At 50.3% G+C, this 14,442-nt stretch carries 12 protein-coding genes; 2 read left to right on the top strand and 10 right to left on the bottom strand.

What is annotated here, in order from left to right; translation table 11 throughout:
* Positions 1–2: 2 nt before the first annotated feature.
* From P157_RS0107115 to motA, 4 genes are all read right to left on the bottom strand, one after another.
* A complete protein-coding gene (locus tag P157_RS0107115) occupies positions 3–1,568 on the bottom strand; it encodes a bifunctional ADP-dependent NAD(P)H-hydrate dehydratase/NAD(P)H-hydrate epimerase (protein ID WP_026760381.1) in 1,566 nt (521 codons plus the stop codon).
* 2 nt (positions 1,569–1,570) lie between these two features.
* On the bottom strand, positions 1,571–1,942 hold the full coding sequence (gene acpS / locus P157_RS0107110; RefSeq protein WP_026760380.1) for a holo-ACP synthase: 372 nt from the start codon (positions 1,940–1,942) through the stop codon (positions 1,571–1,573).
* Positions 1,943–2,008: 66 nt separating this feature from the next.
* Positions 2,009–2,896 carry a flagellar motor protein MotB gene (locus P157_RS0107105; protein ID WP_026760379.1) on the bottom strand — a complete coding sequence of 296 codons (888 nt, stop codon included), beginning with the start codon at positions 2,894–2,896 and terminating at the stop codon, positions 2,009–2,011.
* 4 nt (positions 2,897–2,900) lie between these two features.
* On the bottom strand, positions 2,901–3,674 hold the full coding sequence (gene motA, locus P157_RS0107100) for a flagellar motor stator protein MotA (RefSeq protein ID WP_026760378.1): 774 nt from the start codon (positions 3,672–3,674) through the stop codon (positions 2,901–2,903).
* A gap of 230 nt (positions 3,675–3,904) precedes the next feature.
* Here motA and P157_RS0107095 point away from each other — a divergent pair, with 230 nt between their 5' ends.
* Positions 3,905–4,801, top strand: coding sequence for a LysR family transcriptional regulator (locus tag P157_RS0107095; RefSeq protein WP_026760377.1), 897 nt, complete (start codon positions 3,905–3,907; stop codon positions 4,799–4,801).
* Between the two features lie 57 nt (positions 4,802–4,858).
* Here the strand turns inward: P157_RS0107095 and P157_RS0107090 are convergent, their stop codons facing one another.
* Entirely contained in the window at positions 4,859–6,199 is a 1,341-nt protein-coding gene (locus tag P157_RS0107090) for an anaerobic C4-dicarboxylate transporter (protein WP_026760376.1), read from the bottom strand.
* A gap of 472 nt (positions 6,200–6,671) precedes the next feature.
* Between P157_RS0107090 and P157_RS0107085 the strand changes: the two genes are divergently transcribed.
* A complete protein-coding gene (locus P157_RS0107085; RefSeq protein WP_026760375.1) occupies positions 6,672–8,090 on the top strand; it encodes an alanine/glycine:cation symporter family protein in 1,419 nt (472 codons plus the stop codon).
* Between the two features lie 51 nt (positions 8,091–8,141).
* Here the strand turns inward: P157_RS0107085 and P157_RS0107080 are convergent, their stop codons facing one another.
* The 5 genes from P157_RS0107080 to P157_RS0107060 form a co-directional block, all read right to left on the bottom strand.
* Positions 8,142–9,761: a nucleoside kinase gene (locus P157_RS0107080; protein WP_037352936.1), complete on the bottom strand. Its 1,620-nt coding sequence runs from the start codon at positions 9,759–9,761 to the stop codon at positions 8,142–8,144.
* A gap of 92 nt (positions 9,762–9,853) precedes the next feature.
* Positions 9,854–10,849 (bottom strand): inorganic phosphate transporter, encoded by a 996-nt coding sequence (locus P157_RS0107075; protein ID WP_026760373.1) that lies wholly within the window; start codon positions 10,847–10,849, stop codon positions 9,854–9,856.
* A complete protein-coding gene (locus tag P157_RS0107070; RefSeq protein WP_026760372.1) occupies positions 10,842–11,468 on the bottom strand; it encodes a DUF47 domain-containing protein in 627 nt (208 codons plus the stop codon). Before P157_RS0107070 ends, P157_RS0107075 begins: the two co-directional genes overlap by 8 nt.
* 191 nt (positions 11,469–11,659) lie before the next feature.
* A complete protein-coding gene (locus P157_RS0107065) occupies positions 11,660–12,901 on the bottom strand; it encodes an aminotransferase class I/II-fold pyridoxal phosphate-dependent enzyme (protein ID WP_037352938.1) in 1,242 nt (413 codons plus the stop codon).
* Positions 12,902–13,074: 173 nt separating this feature from the next.
* Positions 13,075–14,304 (bottom strand): aspartate kinase, encoded by a 1,230-nt coding sequence (locus P157_RS0107060; protein WP_026760370.1) that lies wholly within the window; start codon positions 14,302–14,304, stop codon positions 13,075–13,077.
* Between the last annotated feature and the right edge of the window lie 138 nt (positions 14,305–14,442).

Genomic DNA, 14,442 nt, shown 5'->3' with positions numbered 1-14,442 from the left:
GTTTAGCGGCCTGCCATCTGCTTCTGACGTAATTCCTTTAGGGCCTGTGCCAGATTTTCCCGGATATCGCTGGCCAGCAACGCTTCTCCTTTTTCGCCATAGGCAATGTCACCGGCCCGGCCATGGAGGTACACGCCTGCCAAAGGCGCCAGACCACTTTCCGTCTGTTTCATGAGTCCGGCAATGGTACCTGCCAGCACATCCCCGCTGCCTGCGGTTGCCATGCCCGGGTTGCCCACCGAGGTGAAGAAGGCCATGCCATCGGGATAGGCCACCAAGGTACACTCGCTCTTCACCACTAAAATGCACTGATACTCATTCGCCGCTTCCCGCACGATGGGCAACAGCGATTCGCGAAGTTCCGGCACAGAAACGCCCAGCAGGCCCGCCATTTCCCCTAAGTGCGGGGTCAGCACCGGCACCTGGGGCAGCTTGCTCAAATCGTCCGGTGTGCTGTTAAAGGCAAAAATTGCATCCGCATCCATAATCAAGGGCTTGTTGACTCTGGCAGTAAACATGCGGATAAGTTCCTGCGTCTCCATGGCACGGCCCATGCCCGGACCAATCAATACCGCATCATGGCTCTGGGCAAGTTCAAGCAGGCGGTTTAAGGCAACTTCACCACTGAACATACCCGGCGAACTCTCCTCCACCGGCTGAACCATGACCTCCAGCAGTTGTCCGGCTAAGATAGGCTGAACCGAAGCAGGTACGGCAAGGGTCACAAGCCCAGCCCCCGCCCGCAGGGCAGATGTAGCCGCAAGGGCTGCCGCCCCGGTCATGCCGAGAGAACCGGCCACCACCAGAATTCTGCCGCAATCGCCTTTATGAACCGCTTTCCCGCGCAAGGGCAAGAGGGTCTGCGCCAGTTTTTCATCCAGCAGGGACTGCTGGATTTTTTCACTCTGCAACAGATTTTTGGGAATCCCGATATCATCCACAATCAGCTGACCGGTCATCTCGGCGCCGGGACTTAAAAGATGCCCCACCTTGGGCAGACCCAACGTCAGCGTCATATCGGCCATGACAGCTACCGTAGAAACCTTGCCCGAATCGGCTTCCACACCACTCGGAATGTCAATGGAAAGCACTTTCGCCCCTGCTTCATTGACTTCTTCAATAAGGCGCAGAACTTTCTTCTTGAGTTCCCCATTAAAGCCCATCCCCAGAATACCGTCCAAGATGCCATCAGCAAATTTCAAAGCCAGATGGAGGCGGTTCCAGTCCCTGTCCTCTTCGAGGCCGTGAACTTCCAGCCCCATCTTGTCACTGGCTTTCTTCATGCGTGAGGAGGCCGTCTTTAAATGAGCAGGCTCGCAGGTCAGGAAGATCTTGATTTTCGCTCCCATATTGCTGAGATACCGCGCAGCAGCAAAAGCGTCCCCGCCGTTGTTGCCGCTGCCAGCCAGTACACAGATGGTCTTGCCGCTGACGCTGCCCAGCAGATGTTCCATGGCCTGGGCTACTCTGTGCCCCGCACTTTCCATCAGCAAAAGTTCCGGCAGGCCGTATTCCTCTGCCGCCAATCGGTCAATCTGCCGCATGTCCTCACTTACTGCTATCTTCATCCTTATGCCTCCATTACACATTGCGCCGCCCCGTATTCCTGCGTATGGGTCAAGGACAGCCAAATATTTTTCACGCCCTTAGTGCGGGCAAAATCTGCAAAATAACCACTTAAATGTACCTTGGGAGCACCCAAATCATCCGGCAAGACCTCAATGTCCGTCAGATTGCCGCCCCTAAGCCCTGTGCCAAAGGCCTTTAAGACCGCTTCCTTGGCCGCAAAGCGGGCCGCAAAACTCTGCCCCGCCTGCTTGCCCCGGCTCCGGCAGTACTCAATCTCGGCTACGGTAAAGACCCGCTCCACAAAATGCTGCCGGGCGATGGCCTTTTCCACCCGAGGTACCTCCACGATATCCATACCAATTCCCGTTATCAAAATAACCCCCTGTAACACATAGACAAAGAATAAGCCGGCTTTCCAGCCGGCTAAATCCTGCCTTAATTAAAACGATGTAGTTGCCATATTGCTGCTTGCGGCTCCGTTGGTAGACGGGGTTGCAGGCGCAGCGTTATTTCCTTGCGTCGGCATGCCATCCGCACCGGTATCGGGCTGAGTGACCTTCTTGCCAGCCACAGGCTCATCCGGATTGAAGCGGTAGTTGCGGGCAATGAATATCTCTACGCGGCGGTTCTGCTGTTTGCCGGCGTCGGTTTTATTATCCGCAATGGGCCGGTATTCGCTGTAGCCAATGGCGCTGAACCTTGCAGGATTCAGCGATTTGTCCGCAGCCAGAATCGCCTTCATGAGATTCATGGCACGGGAAGCACTAAGCTCCCAGTTAGAAGGATACTGCGCCGTATTGATGGGCACATTATCCGTATGACCAGAGATGACCACGCGCTCCGGCAGGGAAGCCAGCATACCGGCAACCACCGGCACAATGGACTGGGCCTGCCCCACCAGCTGTGCTGACCCGGAAGGGAACAATGCCCGCTCCTTGATGCGAATCATCAACCCTTCCTCTGCCAACTGCGTGCTGAGCTGTTCATCCAAATTATTTTCTTCAATATAAGACTGCAGTTTCTTCTGCAACTCTTCGAGCTGCATATTCTCTGCAAAATATGCCGAATTACCCAAGTCCTCATTGGAAGGCATCTCTGCCCGGCGGCCTACATTGGGGCCGGCCTTATCGAAGAACGAGGGGCCGCCCATGTTGAAGGCTGCCGTAAAGGCCTGCGCCAAATCTGCCATCTTCTTCTGGTCTGTCTGGGAAATAGCAAACAGTGCAATGAACAGTGCCAGAAGCAATGTCATAAGGTCAGAATACGGCAGGAGCCAAGGCTCACCTTCGTGCTCTTCATGAGGCGGATGATGTTTTTTTCTAGCCATCAAATCACTCCTTCTTCAACCCTTCACGTTCGGACTGAGGAATGAATACCATCAGTTTTGCTTCAATGGCCGTCGGAGAATCACCGGCCTGCAGGGAAAGAATCCCTTCAATAATCATACGCTTTTCACTGACTTCTGCCTTGGACAAGAGTTTCAGCTTGTTGGCCATCGGCAGGTAAACAACGTATGCCGTGAAGATACCAAGAATCGTAGCAACGAATGCTGCGGCGATAGCATGACCTAACTTATTAACGTCGTTCAAGTTACCCAACGCTGCGATAAGGCCGATAACGGCGCCGAGCACACCAAGGGTAGGAGCGTACAGACCAGCCTGCTCAAGCATGGCACGGCCTTCGGCGTGACGTTCCTGCATAACCGCCAGTTCTGCATCCAATACATCCCCGACGAATTCCGGGTCCATACCATCAATGACCATGCCCAGGCCGGTACGGAAGAAGGGGTCCTCAATTTCCTGGACTTTGCCTTCCAACGCCAGAATACCTTCACGACGGGCAATCTGGGAAAGCTCAATAAAGAGATTCAATAACTCCGACTTTTCATGGAGGGACGGTTTGAAGAAAACCATCTTAATCAGCTTGGGCAGGTTTTTCAGCTGATTCATATTGAATGCCGTGAACAAGCAGGAGAAGGTACCGCAGATAATAATCAGGAATGCTGCCGGGTTATTCAGCGAGCTGATAGGCGCGCCCTTGATGATCATACCTACGAATACGGAGATAAGACCGCCTACCGCGCCAATGACAGTTGAAATTTCCAAGATAAAAGCCCCCCTAACCTTCCTTTGCTATTGAAGGATCATCATCTATTTTCGCACATACACTTGTACCTATTTTGTATAATTCCATATAAAGTGACAAAATCCTACTATAGCGTCAGAAAAATTTTTCTCTTTTTTATAATAAATTTTTGTTATTATATCATACATTCATCAAAAATATGGTATAATATATGAGAATAAAACTAGTTTATAGAGAAAGAAGCGATACGATGGAACTTAGACAACTTGAATATTTCCAGATGGCCAGCCGTCTGCGAAATATCACCAGGGCTGCCGAACGCCTCCGGGTATCCCAGCCCAACATCACCGTAGCGATTAAAAAGCTGGAGGCAGAACTGGGCATTCAGCTCTTTGACCGCAGCCAGAAGCAGCTTTCCCTGACGCCGGAGGGGGCTGTCTTTCTCAACCGCGTGGAACTGGCTCTGCGCAATATTCAGGACGCTGTGCTGGAAGTCAACGACTACAAGCAGCTCCAAAAAGGCACCATCAAAATCGGCATTCCGCCCATGATGGGTGCTTACCTCTTCCCCAAAATCTTCTCCAGCTTCCAGCGCCGCTATTCCCATCTGGAAATCTTCATGCATGAAGAAGGTTCCATGTCCATCCGGGAACAGCTGGAACGAGATGAGCTGGACTTCGGCATCATCATCATTTCCGGTGCCAGCAACCACCTGCAGCTCCTGCCCATGACCAAGGACCAGATTGTCTGCTGCGTTCCCGAAGACAGTCCGCTGGCCCAGAAAAAGAGCATTTCCTTCAATGATATTGCTGAGGAAAACATCATCATGTTGAAAGAAGGCTCCTTCCTGCGGCAGACCATCCTCGGCAAGATGAAGGAAGAAAATGTAACGCCCAACATCGTGCTGGAATCCAATCAGGTAGTTACCTTAAAAGGACTCGTTGCCAGCGGCGTAGGCATCGCCTTCCTGCTTAACATGGTAGTAGAAGATACGCCTGGTGTCAAGGCTATTCCTCTGGCTGACCCCATTTCGGTTGACGTCGGCCTGGCCTGGAAAAAAGACCGCTACATTTCCAAGGCTGCCCAGTCCTTTATCGATTTCTGCAAAGACCTGCTCAAAGAGCGCAAAGCCAACAGCGAAAAATAAGTACAAAAAATCGACGGTTCGTTGCGAACCGCCGATTTTTTTATGAACCAGCTTATGTTACATAACGATATGTGCCATAACAAAGCCCATGCAGCAACCAGTTGCTACACCGATAAGCCCCGGAATCATAAAGCTGTGATTCAGGATGTACTTGCCGATGCGGGTGGTACCGGAACGGTCGAACCCGATGCAGGCCAAGTCGGAGGGATAAGTCGGCAGGAAGAAGTAACCATAGCAAGCGGAGATAAAGGACATGATCATCACCGGATCCATGCCTACAGACAGAGCCAGCGGCACAACGATGGCGATAGCTGCTGCCTGAGAGTTAACCAGCTTAGAAGTCAGGAAGGCGATGATGGCATAAGCCCAGGGATAAGCCGTTACAGCAGCACCGAGTCCCGCCTTAAGGAACGTCATATGTGCATTGAAGTACGTGCTGGCCATCCAAGCAACACCATATACTGATACTAGCGCCACAATACCAGAACGGAATACCTGACTGTTGCCTACATCTTTGGCTTTAACCTTACAAACAATCAAAATCATAGCTGCTACAAACAACATAACCATCTGAATAACATCTGTCATTGAAATTGCCTTCATAACACCTTTTGCATCAGGAAATTGTGGCAATAACGTCTGGAAATTCCCCAAGCAAGCAATAACTAAAATGCCCACAAAGAAAATATACATGGCATGATAATAAGACTTTGGCAGCTCCTTGTCCACTAAGGATTCACTGTCTCCATAAACATAATTATAATTTTCTGGATCCTTAATAAATTCCTGGAACCGTTCGTCCTTCTCTAACTCCTTACCACGATATTGGGACCATAAAGCTGCGCAGAACACACCAAACCCGGTAGCCGGAATGGATACTGCAAGAATTTGAAGTACCGAATAATTATAGTCGTGCTGAGCAAAGAAAGCAAGAATTGATACAACAGCTACCGATACAGGGGAAGCACAGATAGCCATCTGGGATGCCACCGAAGCTACCGCCATTGGACGCTCCGGACGAATGTTCTGCTTGATTGCGATATCATAGATAATCGGGAACATGGTATAAACCACATGACCAGTACCACAGAGTACCGTTAGGAACCAAGTGGTAAGCGGAGCAAAAATTGTAACATGCTTTGGATTGTCGCGCAGGAATTTCTCTGCGTACTTCAACATAACCGTAAGACCGCCGGAAGTCTGTAAGAAACCGGCGCAGGTAACCACCGCTAAAATTGTAAGCATAACAGAAATCGGTGGTGAACCTGGTTTGTAATGGAATACAAACGTAAAAATGATGAGACCAATGCCACTGATAACTGCCAGACCGATACCGCCATGGCGGACACCGAAAATCAAGCAGGCCAGAAGCACCACGAGACCTAATAACATTTCCATAATTATTAATCTCCCTTTCCTTAAAAAATCTTGTTAGCAGATATTTCCCCTTGTGGTTTTTATTCGTCAAAGCCTAAAATTCTCCTGCTATCGCCAAAAAAATTTCATAACTTTTCTAAATAGTGCCAATAAACTTCAAATCTGCTAAATCACTTGCCCATTATACTACAAAGCCTATATATTAGTAAATACTATTTATTATAAAATATTTTAATGATTATTTTTATTTATCTTAACTTAATCAACATTAATCATAAAACGCCATAAACTCCCAGATATGCGCCAATCTTCTCCAACTTGACATTACCCAAACAAATTCGTTATAATAACTATGTTATTAAAAGCATATTTAAGGCAACGGCGCCTTTTGCGACTCACCAGTCAAAGTTCAGCAGGATAGCTGTCTCTTTTTGACAGGTCAGGAACAAAAGGCGTTTTCTGTTGCGACTATTTTATGGAAAGAAGGTTACCTATGGAATTATTAAACTCTGTTGTGGATGGCATTAATACCTTACTCTGGTCTTATGTGCTCATCATCGTCCTCGTAGGCTGCGGTATTTACTTCACCCTGTCTACGAAATTTGTCCAGCTGCGGATGCTGCCGGAAATGCTGCGCCTGCTGACGGAAGGCATCGGCGCAAAAACCGAGGGTGGCGCTATCAGCTCCTTCCAGGCATTCTGTGTCAGTACTGCGTCCCGCGTAGGTGTGGGCAATATCGCTGGCGTGGCCATTGCCATTGTCACCGGTGGCCCTGGCGCCGTGTTCTGGATGTGGGTTATCGCCTTTATCGGCAGTGCCACGGGTTTTGTGGAGAGCACCCTGGCACAGATTTACAAGATTCAGCGTCCCGATGGTTCCTTCCACGGCGGCCCGGCTTACTACATCAAAAATGCCCTGCATCAGTCCGGTGTGGCTAAGCTCTTTGCCGTACTTTTGGCGGTAACCTTCGGCCTTATCTACAACTCCGTACAGGCCAACACGATTGCCCTGTCCGCAGCTACCGCCTTCAATGTACCTCAGTACGTAACGGCGGGCGTGCTGGCCTTCTTTACCGGCCTTGTCATCTGCGGCGGCGTACAGCGCATCGCTCAGGTTACGGAATTTCTCGTGCCCATCATGGCAGGTCTTTACATTCTCGTAGCCATCATCATCACCATCATCAACATCGACAAAGTCCCGGCCATGTTCGCCCTGATTTTCCACGATGCTTTCTCGCCGCAGGCTGCTGTAGGCGGCGGTCTTGGGTCTGCCATTCTCACGGGTGTGAAACGCGGCCTGTTCTCCAACGAAGCCGGTGAAGGTTCCGTGCCGAATGCTGCCGCTACTGCAGATGTCAGCCATCCGATTAAACAGGGTCTTATTCAGGCCTTCGGCGTTTATGTGGATACCTGGCTGGTATGTTCTGCTACGGCCTTTATCGTACTGCTGACAGGCCAGTACACGATTGGCGGCGAACTGACGGGTATTGCACTGGCGCAGGCCTCTCTGGCCAGCATCTTCGGCGCTTCCGCTCCTGCTGCTGTTTCCTTCATGATTCTCATGTTCGCCTTCAGCTCCATCGTAGGCAACTACTACTACGGCGAAATCAATATCGCCTTCTTTGAAGCCAAAGGCAAAATGGGTCTGTTCCTCTTCCGTGCACTGGTTATCGGTATGGTAGTCTTTGGCAGCATGGCAGAACTTTCTCTGGTCTGGAACCTGGCCGACCTCTTCATGGGTCTCCTGTGCCTCACCAACCTCTACGCCATCAGCCGCCTGTACAAATATGCCAAGGTAACCTTTAACAGCTACCTCGAACAGAAACGTCAGGGCATTGCCGAACCGGTCTTTGACCCGGCCATTCTGCCTGACGAACACGGCATCCACGCCTGGGGCGTAGACAAAGATTAAAACTGCATCCTAAAAAAGCTGGCCAGCGGCCAGCTTTTTTCATACCTGTATTTACTTAAAGAACACGGATTTGCCAATAAATTCCCGCAGCAAAGAGTTATTGGGCACATCATCTTCAGCGGTGATGGCGTCAAAATACTGCAAGATATCCAAGAGGCGTTTGGCTTCCGCCCGCTCCGGGATATCGCGTGGTACCATCTGCAGCAGCGGTTCGGCATAGCGCTTCAAAATGCCCAGTTCGTAGATAAGCGCGGAGTTGAACATCACATCGGCTTCTTCCTGATAAGGGAAGATATTGATTTCCTCCCCTTCCCGCACAGCCGGCCATTGTTTGAGGGTCTTTAAGGCCCCAGCGCCGCGGAACTGATAATCCCGCACCAGCCGCCGCATCAAACGGGCGTCCGTCGTAGAGATGCGGTTATGGGCATCGATATTGAGCTGGGTCAGCGCGCTGATGTATATCTTGTACTTGCGGCTATGGGGCACATATTCACTGAGTTTTTCATTGAGCCCGTGAATCCCCTCGACAATGATGGGCTGCTCCCTGGTCACCGCCAGCCGTTTGCTCTCATCCCACTCCCGGCATCCGGTCAGGAAGTTATAAGTAGGCAGAACGACTTCCTCGCCCGCCAGCAAAGCCAGCATATGCTCGTTGAAAAGCTCCACGTCCAACGCTTCAATGCACTCGTAATCGTATTCCCCATTGGGCTTGCGGGGCGTATTCTCCCGATCGACAAAATAATCATCCAAAGAAATGGACACGGGCATCAACTGAGCCGCCCGCAGCTGCACCCGCAGACGCTGGGCAAAGGAGGTCTTGCCCGACGAGGATGGACCGGCAATCAAAATCAAGCGCAGGCTGCCTTTTTGCTCCGCGATATGGTCGGCAATCTGCGATATGCGCTTTTCCTGCAAAGCCTCCGATACCCGGATAAGCTCACCGATTTCGCCATGGCGGTTGATGCGGTTAAGGTCCGGCACAAAGTTGCACTGCAGGGCCTGTGCCCACTGCCGGGATTCAGCGAGAATCTGGCTGAGTTTGGGCTGAGGAATGCGTTCCCGCACCGCTCCGCCGGTATCCATATCAGGAATGCGCAGCAAAATCCCCCCCGCTTCCACATCCAAGGCAAATTTCCCCAAACTTCCCGTATGGCCCAGCATAACCCCGTAAAGATAATCGTAAAACTCACCGCACTGATAGAGACTCACCTTATCCATCTTCAACGAGGAAATCAGATTGGCCTTTTCTATCTGGCGATTGTTCTTAAAAATTTTTATAGCCTGCTCCTTGTCCATCTTCATCTTGATGATGGGCAAATCCTCGGCGATAATCTCCAGCATGCGGCTTTCGATATTGTGTACAATATCTTCATTTATCCCGATACCGAAATGACGAATCTCACAAAAAATCCCCTTATTGGCGCTGAACTGTGCCACAACCTCTGCCGACGGATACATCTCATGCACGACGGTAAAGAGCACAAACATCACCGTGCGCCGATAAATCCGCCATCCCCGGCTGCTGTTGAGTTCGATAAAGGAAACCTCACTTGACATGTCAACTTCGCTTTGCAAATCCCGGATTTCGTTGTTGACGAGTCCTGCCACAATTTCGCTGGCGTAATCCTTTTGCGCCGCCTCTGCCAGTTCTCTTAGTTCGACTGTTGCCATGTTAATCCCCCCATCCCTGTATAGAAAAAGACTTAGATATTACTACTATTGTAACACCTAAGTCCTAATTTGGCTATATAATTGTGTGAAAATTACATAAACATGCAAACAATCTTATAGAAAAGTGCTCCCATAAGTGCCGTACACGGAATGGTCAGCACCCAAGCCATAACCATCTGCTGGGCTACACCCCAACGTACCGCATTGACACGCTTAGCCGTGCCCACACCCATAATGGAGCCGGATACGACATGAGTAGTGCTGACGGGCAAATGCAGCAGAGTTGCCCCGAAGATAACCGTAGAGGAGTTCAAATCCGCAGCGAAGCCGGAAATGGGCTCCAATTTGAAAATCTTACCGCCGATGGTGCGGATAATCCGCCGTCCGCCCATGGCCGTACCGAAGGCCATAGCCGTGGCGCAGAGCACCTTGACATAAGTGGGAACCTCAAACTCGCCGATATAGCCGCCAGCCAGCAGGGCCAACGTAATGATACCCATGGATTTCTGCGCATCGTTGGAACCATGGGAGAAGGCCATCATAGCCGCCGAGAGAATCTGCATCTTCTTAAACTTGTGGTTGACTGCCGAGGGGCTGAAACCGCCGAATACCCGGAACAGTACGAGCATCACAATGCAGCCGGTGCAGATGGCAATGATCGGAGAACCAATCAGGGACAGGACAATCTTGCCAATTCCCCAGAAGTTCAAGCCCTGTTCCCCTACCGACACCAGTACAGCACCAATAATGCCGCCTACCAGTGCATGGGAGGAACTGGAGGGCACCGCAAACCACCAGGTCAGGATGTTCCAGATAATGGAACCGGCCAGCGCTGCAATCAGCACATGCTCATCTACCATCTGCGCGGAACTTACGATATCCGCACCAATGGTCTTGGCTACGCCGGTACTGTACATGGCCCCGATAAAGTTCAGTCCCGCCGCCATCATAATGGCGTAACTAGGATGAATAGCTCGGGTGGATACCGCCGTGGCAATGGCATTGGCCGTATCGTGGAAGCCGTTAATGAAGTCAAAGAGCAGCGCCAGCACTATGACTGTAAAAATTAATAGCTGTAACTCATGCATACTTCATTACCACTCCCCGAATCATATCCGACAGTTTTTCGCAATGATCCAGTGTGTCTTCCAGCTTTTCGAGTATATCTTTCCATTTGATAAGCTCAATGGGGTCTTTTTCCTTGTCAAAAAGATAGGCTACTTCATGACGGTACACCCGGTCGCCTTCACTTTCCAGCTGGGCGATTTTATGGGTGGCCTCCAGAATCTGCGCCTGATTTTTCCGAATATCCTTCAGTAAGGAGAACGCACGGATAATCTCTTCCGTAGCTTCAATCAAGAGTTTCGTCAGCGTAACCGCACCGCTCATGGCCTTACCCGTGCGGTACATCACAATGCGCTGGAGAGTGCCCTGCAGGTAATCCACGCCATCATCAAGGCCGTTAGCCAGTGCATAGATGTCTTCCCGGTCTATCGGGGTGATAAACGTCAGGTTGAGCTTGTCGATAATCGCATCATTGATTCTATCGGCTTCATGCTCCAAATCCGTAATTTCCTTAACTTTGTCCGCGGCTCTGCTGTAATCGAGCATAACCTCGTCCATCATCAACGCACCTTTATAGAAATAATTGGCGCTGTCCACGAACAAATCAAAGAACTCGCTGTCCTTCTTTTTGAATTTAAACATATTGTTCTGCGTCCTCCCGAAAGAAATATCACATACACACAATTTAACTATAACATCATTTGCCCTAGGGTTCAACCGCAAATTTTCTCAGATTCGTGAAAAAAGACTCTTCCCTTCTATTATATAGAATGGAAAGAGTCTTTCGTAAAAAATTATTTTCGTTCAGAAAGATTCACAAAACTTTGCGTTGCTTACCACTGCTCCACAGCCTGCAGGGCTTTGAGCACTTTGGCAGCTACGCCGTGCATCTTAGCTTCCGGTACGCAGCAGGCAGCTACACGCACGCCCATCTTCAGCGGCACCGCAAAAATCAAATCATCATGGAGCTTGTTGCAGACTGCCTGTGGGTCGCTGGCCGGCACCGACAGGAAGAAACCGCCGTTATAGGGAAGCGCCGGCAGTCCGCATTCCTTGGCTTCCTTCATGAATACTTCGGCCCGCTTCTGAATGGTCTGATAGAAATTATCCCGCTCCGTCTCATACGCCTGGCGCAAGGCATCATCCTGCTGAATCCGCACCAAGGTAGTCATGGCAGCCCGGTTGATATTGGACCAGGTCGCACGGCTGGTGTACTTGTTGATGTTCTGGAACTCGGTGATGACTTCCTCGCTGGAAGATACAGCAACCAGAGCACCGGTGCGCTGGCCATAAGCCGTATAGCCCTTGGACATGGAGAAGGCAAACATCACCAGCACATTTTCCGGCAAATTGCTGAACTTCTTCATAAAGCGGCGGACTTCATTGCGCTCACCAGCAAAGTCGATATAAGCAATGTCAACCAGAATGCTCATCTTCTTGCCCCGGGCTGCATATTTCTTGGCCAGGGCCAGCACATGGTCCCAATCCTCTTCCGTCAGGCTGAAGCCCGTGGGATTATGTGCCGGAGTGTTAATGATGACCAGCAAACTGTCCTGTTCCTTGTAGAGCTCAGACACCTTATTGGCATAAGCTGCCACATTGAAGTTATTGTCCTCATCAAAGAGCGTGTAGTTGGTGAGCTTGCAGCCGCACTCATTGGCAATCACATTGTAAGTGCCCCAGAACCAGTCAGAAGTCAGGACTTTCGTGCCCTGCTCGGCATAATTGGCAACGGCATGGTGAATAGCACCGGTACCGCCAGCCGTAGCACAAGAAGCGATATAGCCCTCCGGACGATTGTCGGCAAAGACGAGTTTTTCCACTTCTTCCAGATAGGCAGGCAGACCGGCAATCGGCGCATAACGGAACATGTCTTCCGTTTCCAGACCGCGGTAAACTTTCTCCACCGTGGGCAGGACAGCCAGACCGCCCTCATCATTCATCATCATGCCGATGGTGGCATTGGTCACTTTATCCAGGCCATATTTTTCAGCCGCCTTGTTGCAGGCTGCCGTGGCCCCAAAAATCGCGTCCCGTAACTTCTTATTTGCCGCATGGCTGGCTGCCATTGTCATAAACAAGCTCTCCCCTCTAACTCCATAAACATTTACTAAGCATTAAGTTCATTTCACAAGTACTATAATAACTGTTTCTACCTGTCCTGTCTACCCACACATGTGTATGTATACAATATTTTTGCGAAATTAACTACAAAACAAAACCTTCCCTGCAGGGAAGGCTGTATTTCTTATTTTTTCGGGAAGAATTCGTCGTGAATGGCATTGACTGCTTCCTTGAGCATAGAACCTTTCACCAGACAGGAAATGCTGATTTCGGAAGTGCTGATGATGTCAATGTTGATGCCAGCCTTAGACAATGCACCGAACATGCGGGCTGCTGTGCCGGGGTTACCAAGCATACCAGCACCCACAATAGATACCTTGGCCACATCTTCTTCAATGAGAACAGCAACGGCACTGAGTTTATCCGCTACACCGTCCACCACCTTCTTGGCCTGAGGCAGATCACCAGCAGCTACGGTGAACACCATATCCGTCACGTTCTTCTCAATATTGCGGATGCTCTGAACAATCATGTCCACATCGATGTTGGCATCAGCCAGAGCCGAGAAAATTTCATGGGCAATACCCGGCGTATTGGGAATTCCCAGAACCGCAATCTTGGCAACTTTTTCATCATGGGCAACGCCGCGAATCACAAAATCTTTATCTTCCATCGTATAATCCTCCCTTATAAACGTACCGGTATCGGTGGTAAAAGTCGAGCGCACATGAATGGGAATGCCGAAGTATTCGCCCATTTCTACAGAACGGGGCTGCATAACCCCTGCGCCAAGACGGGCCATTTCCAGCATTTCATGATAGGTAATCTCGCGCATTTTCCGAGCGCCCGGCACGATACGAGGGTCAGCAGAATATACGCCATCCACATCCGTGAAGATTTCACAGGAATCTGCCTTGAGGGCACCGGCAATGGCGACAGCGGAAGTATCGGAACCGCCGCGGCCCAAAGTGACATAATCCCCTAAGTCATTGGCGCCTTGGAAACCGGTAATGACAACCACCTTGCCTGCATCAAGTTCCTGATGAACGCGTTCCGGCTTGATATCTTTAATGCGGCCCTTGGTGTAGACATCATTGGTCTTAACCCCGGCCATCGGCCCCGTCAAAGATACAGCATCCTGTCCCAAGGTCTTGAAAGCCATGGCCATCAGGGATGCGGACTGCTGCTCGCCGGTAGTCAGGAGCATATCCATTTCCCGTGTGTACTGGTAGGGATTCTTGTTGATTCCCTGCGCCAGTTCAATCAAATCGTCCGTAGTATCACCCATGGCAGAAACCACCAGTACGATTTTGTCATTGGGCTGTTTCTCTCCCAGCACGCGCTTGGCAATATTCATAATCTTTTCCGTGGTCGCCACCGAGCTGCCACCGAATTTCTTTACAATGAGTGCCATAACTCTCCCCCTAAACTTCTTTTTTGATAAGAAACCGCTCCACATGCCGCGGACAGTTTCTTTTTTCGTCTATTTATACGTTTAATCCTAGCATATTATACCCTAAAAAAAGTCACCTGTCTATAAATTTTCACGATT

Source organism: Selenomonas ruminantium AC2024 (genome assembly GCF_000687995.1).
Lineage (GTDB): Bacteria > Bacillota > Negativicutes > Selenomonadales > Selenomonadaceae > Selenomonas_A > Selenomonas_A ruminantium_B.
Note: the sequence above shows the minus strand (reverse complement) of the source record. Positions and strands in the feature narration are given on the sequence as shown.

Bases quoted from the DNA above. Each gene is read 5' to 3' on its own strand.
- P157_RS0107115 (WP_026760381.1), bottom strand. From the start codon at position 1,568: ATGAAGATAGCAGTAAGTGAGGACATGCGGCAGATTGACCGATTGGCG.
- P157_RS0107105 (WP_026760379.1), bottom strand. From the start codon at position 2,896: ATGGCTAGAAAAAAACATCATCCGCCTCATGAAGAGCACGAAGGTGAG.
- P157_RS0107095 (WP_026760377.1), top strand. From the start codon at position 3,905: ATGGAACTTAGACAACTTGAATATTTCCAGATGGCCAGCCGTCTGCGA.
- P157_RS0107090 (WP_026760376.1), bottom strand. From the start codon at position 6,199: ATGGAAATGTTATTAGGTCTCGTGGTGCTTCTGGCCTGCTTGATTTTC.
- P157_RS0107085 (WP_026760375.1), top strand. From the start codon at position 6,672: ATGGAATTATTAAACTCTGTTGTGGATGGCATTAATACCTTACTCTGG.
- P157_RS0107080 (WP_037352936.1), bottom strand. From the start codon at position 9,761: ATGGCAACAGTCGAACTAAGAGAACTGGCAGAGGCGGCGCAAAAGGAT.
- P157_RS0107075 (WP_026760373.1), bottom strand. From the start codon at position 10,849: ATGCATGAGTTACAGCTATTAATTTTTACAGTCATAGTGCTGGCGCTG.
- P157_RS0107070 (WP_026760372.1), bottom strand. From the start codon at position 11,468: ATGTTTAAATTCAAAAAGAAGGACAGCGAGTTCTTTGATTTGTTCGTG.
- P157_RS0107065 (WP_037352938.1), bottom strand. From the start codon at position 12,901: ATGACAATGGCAGCCAGCCATGCGGCAAATAAGAAGTTACGGGACGCG.
- P157_RS0107060 (WP_026760370.1), bottom strand. From the start codon at position 14,304: ATGGCACTCATTGTAAAGAAATTCGGTGGCAGCTCGGTGGCGACCACG.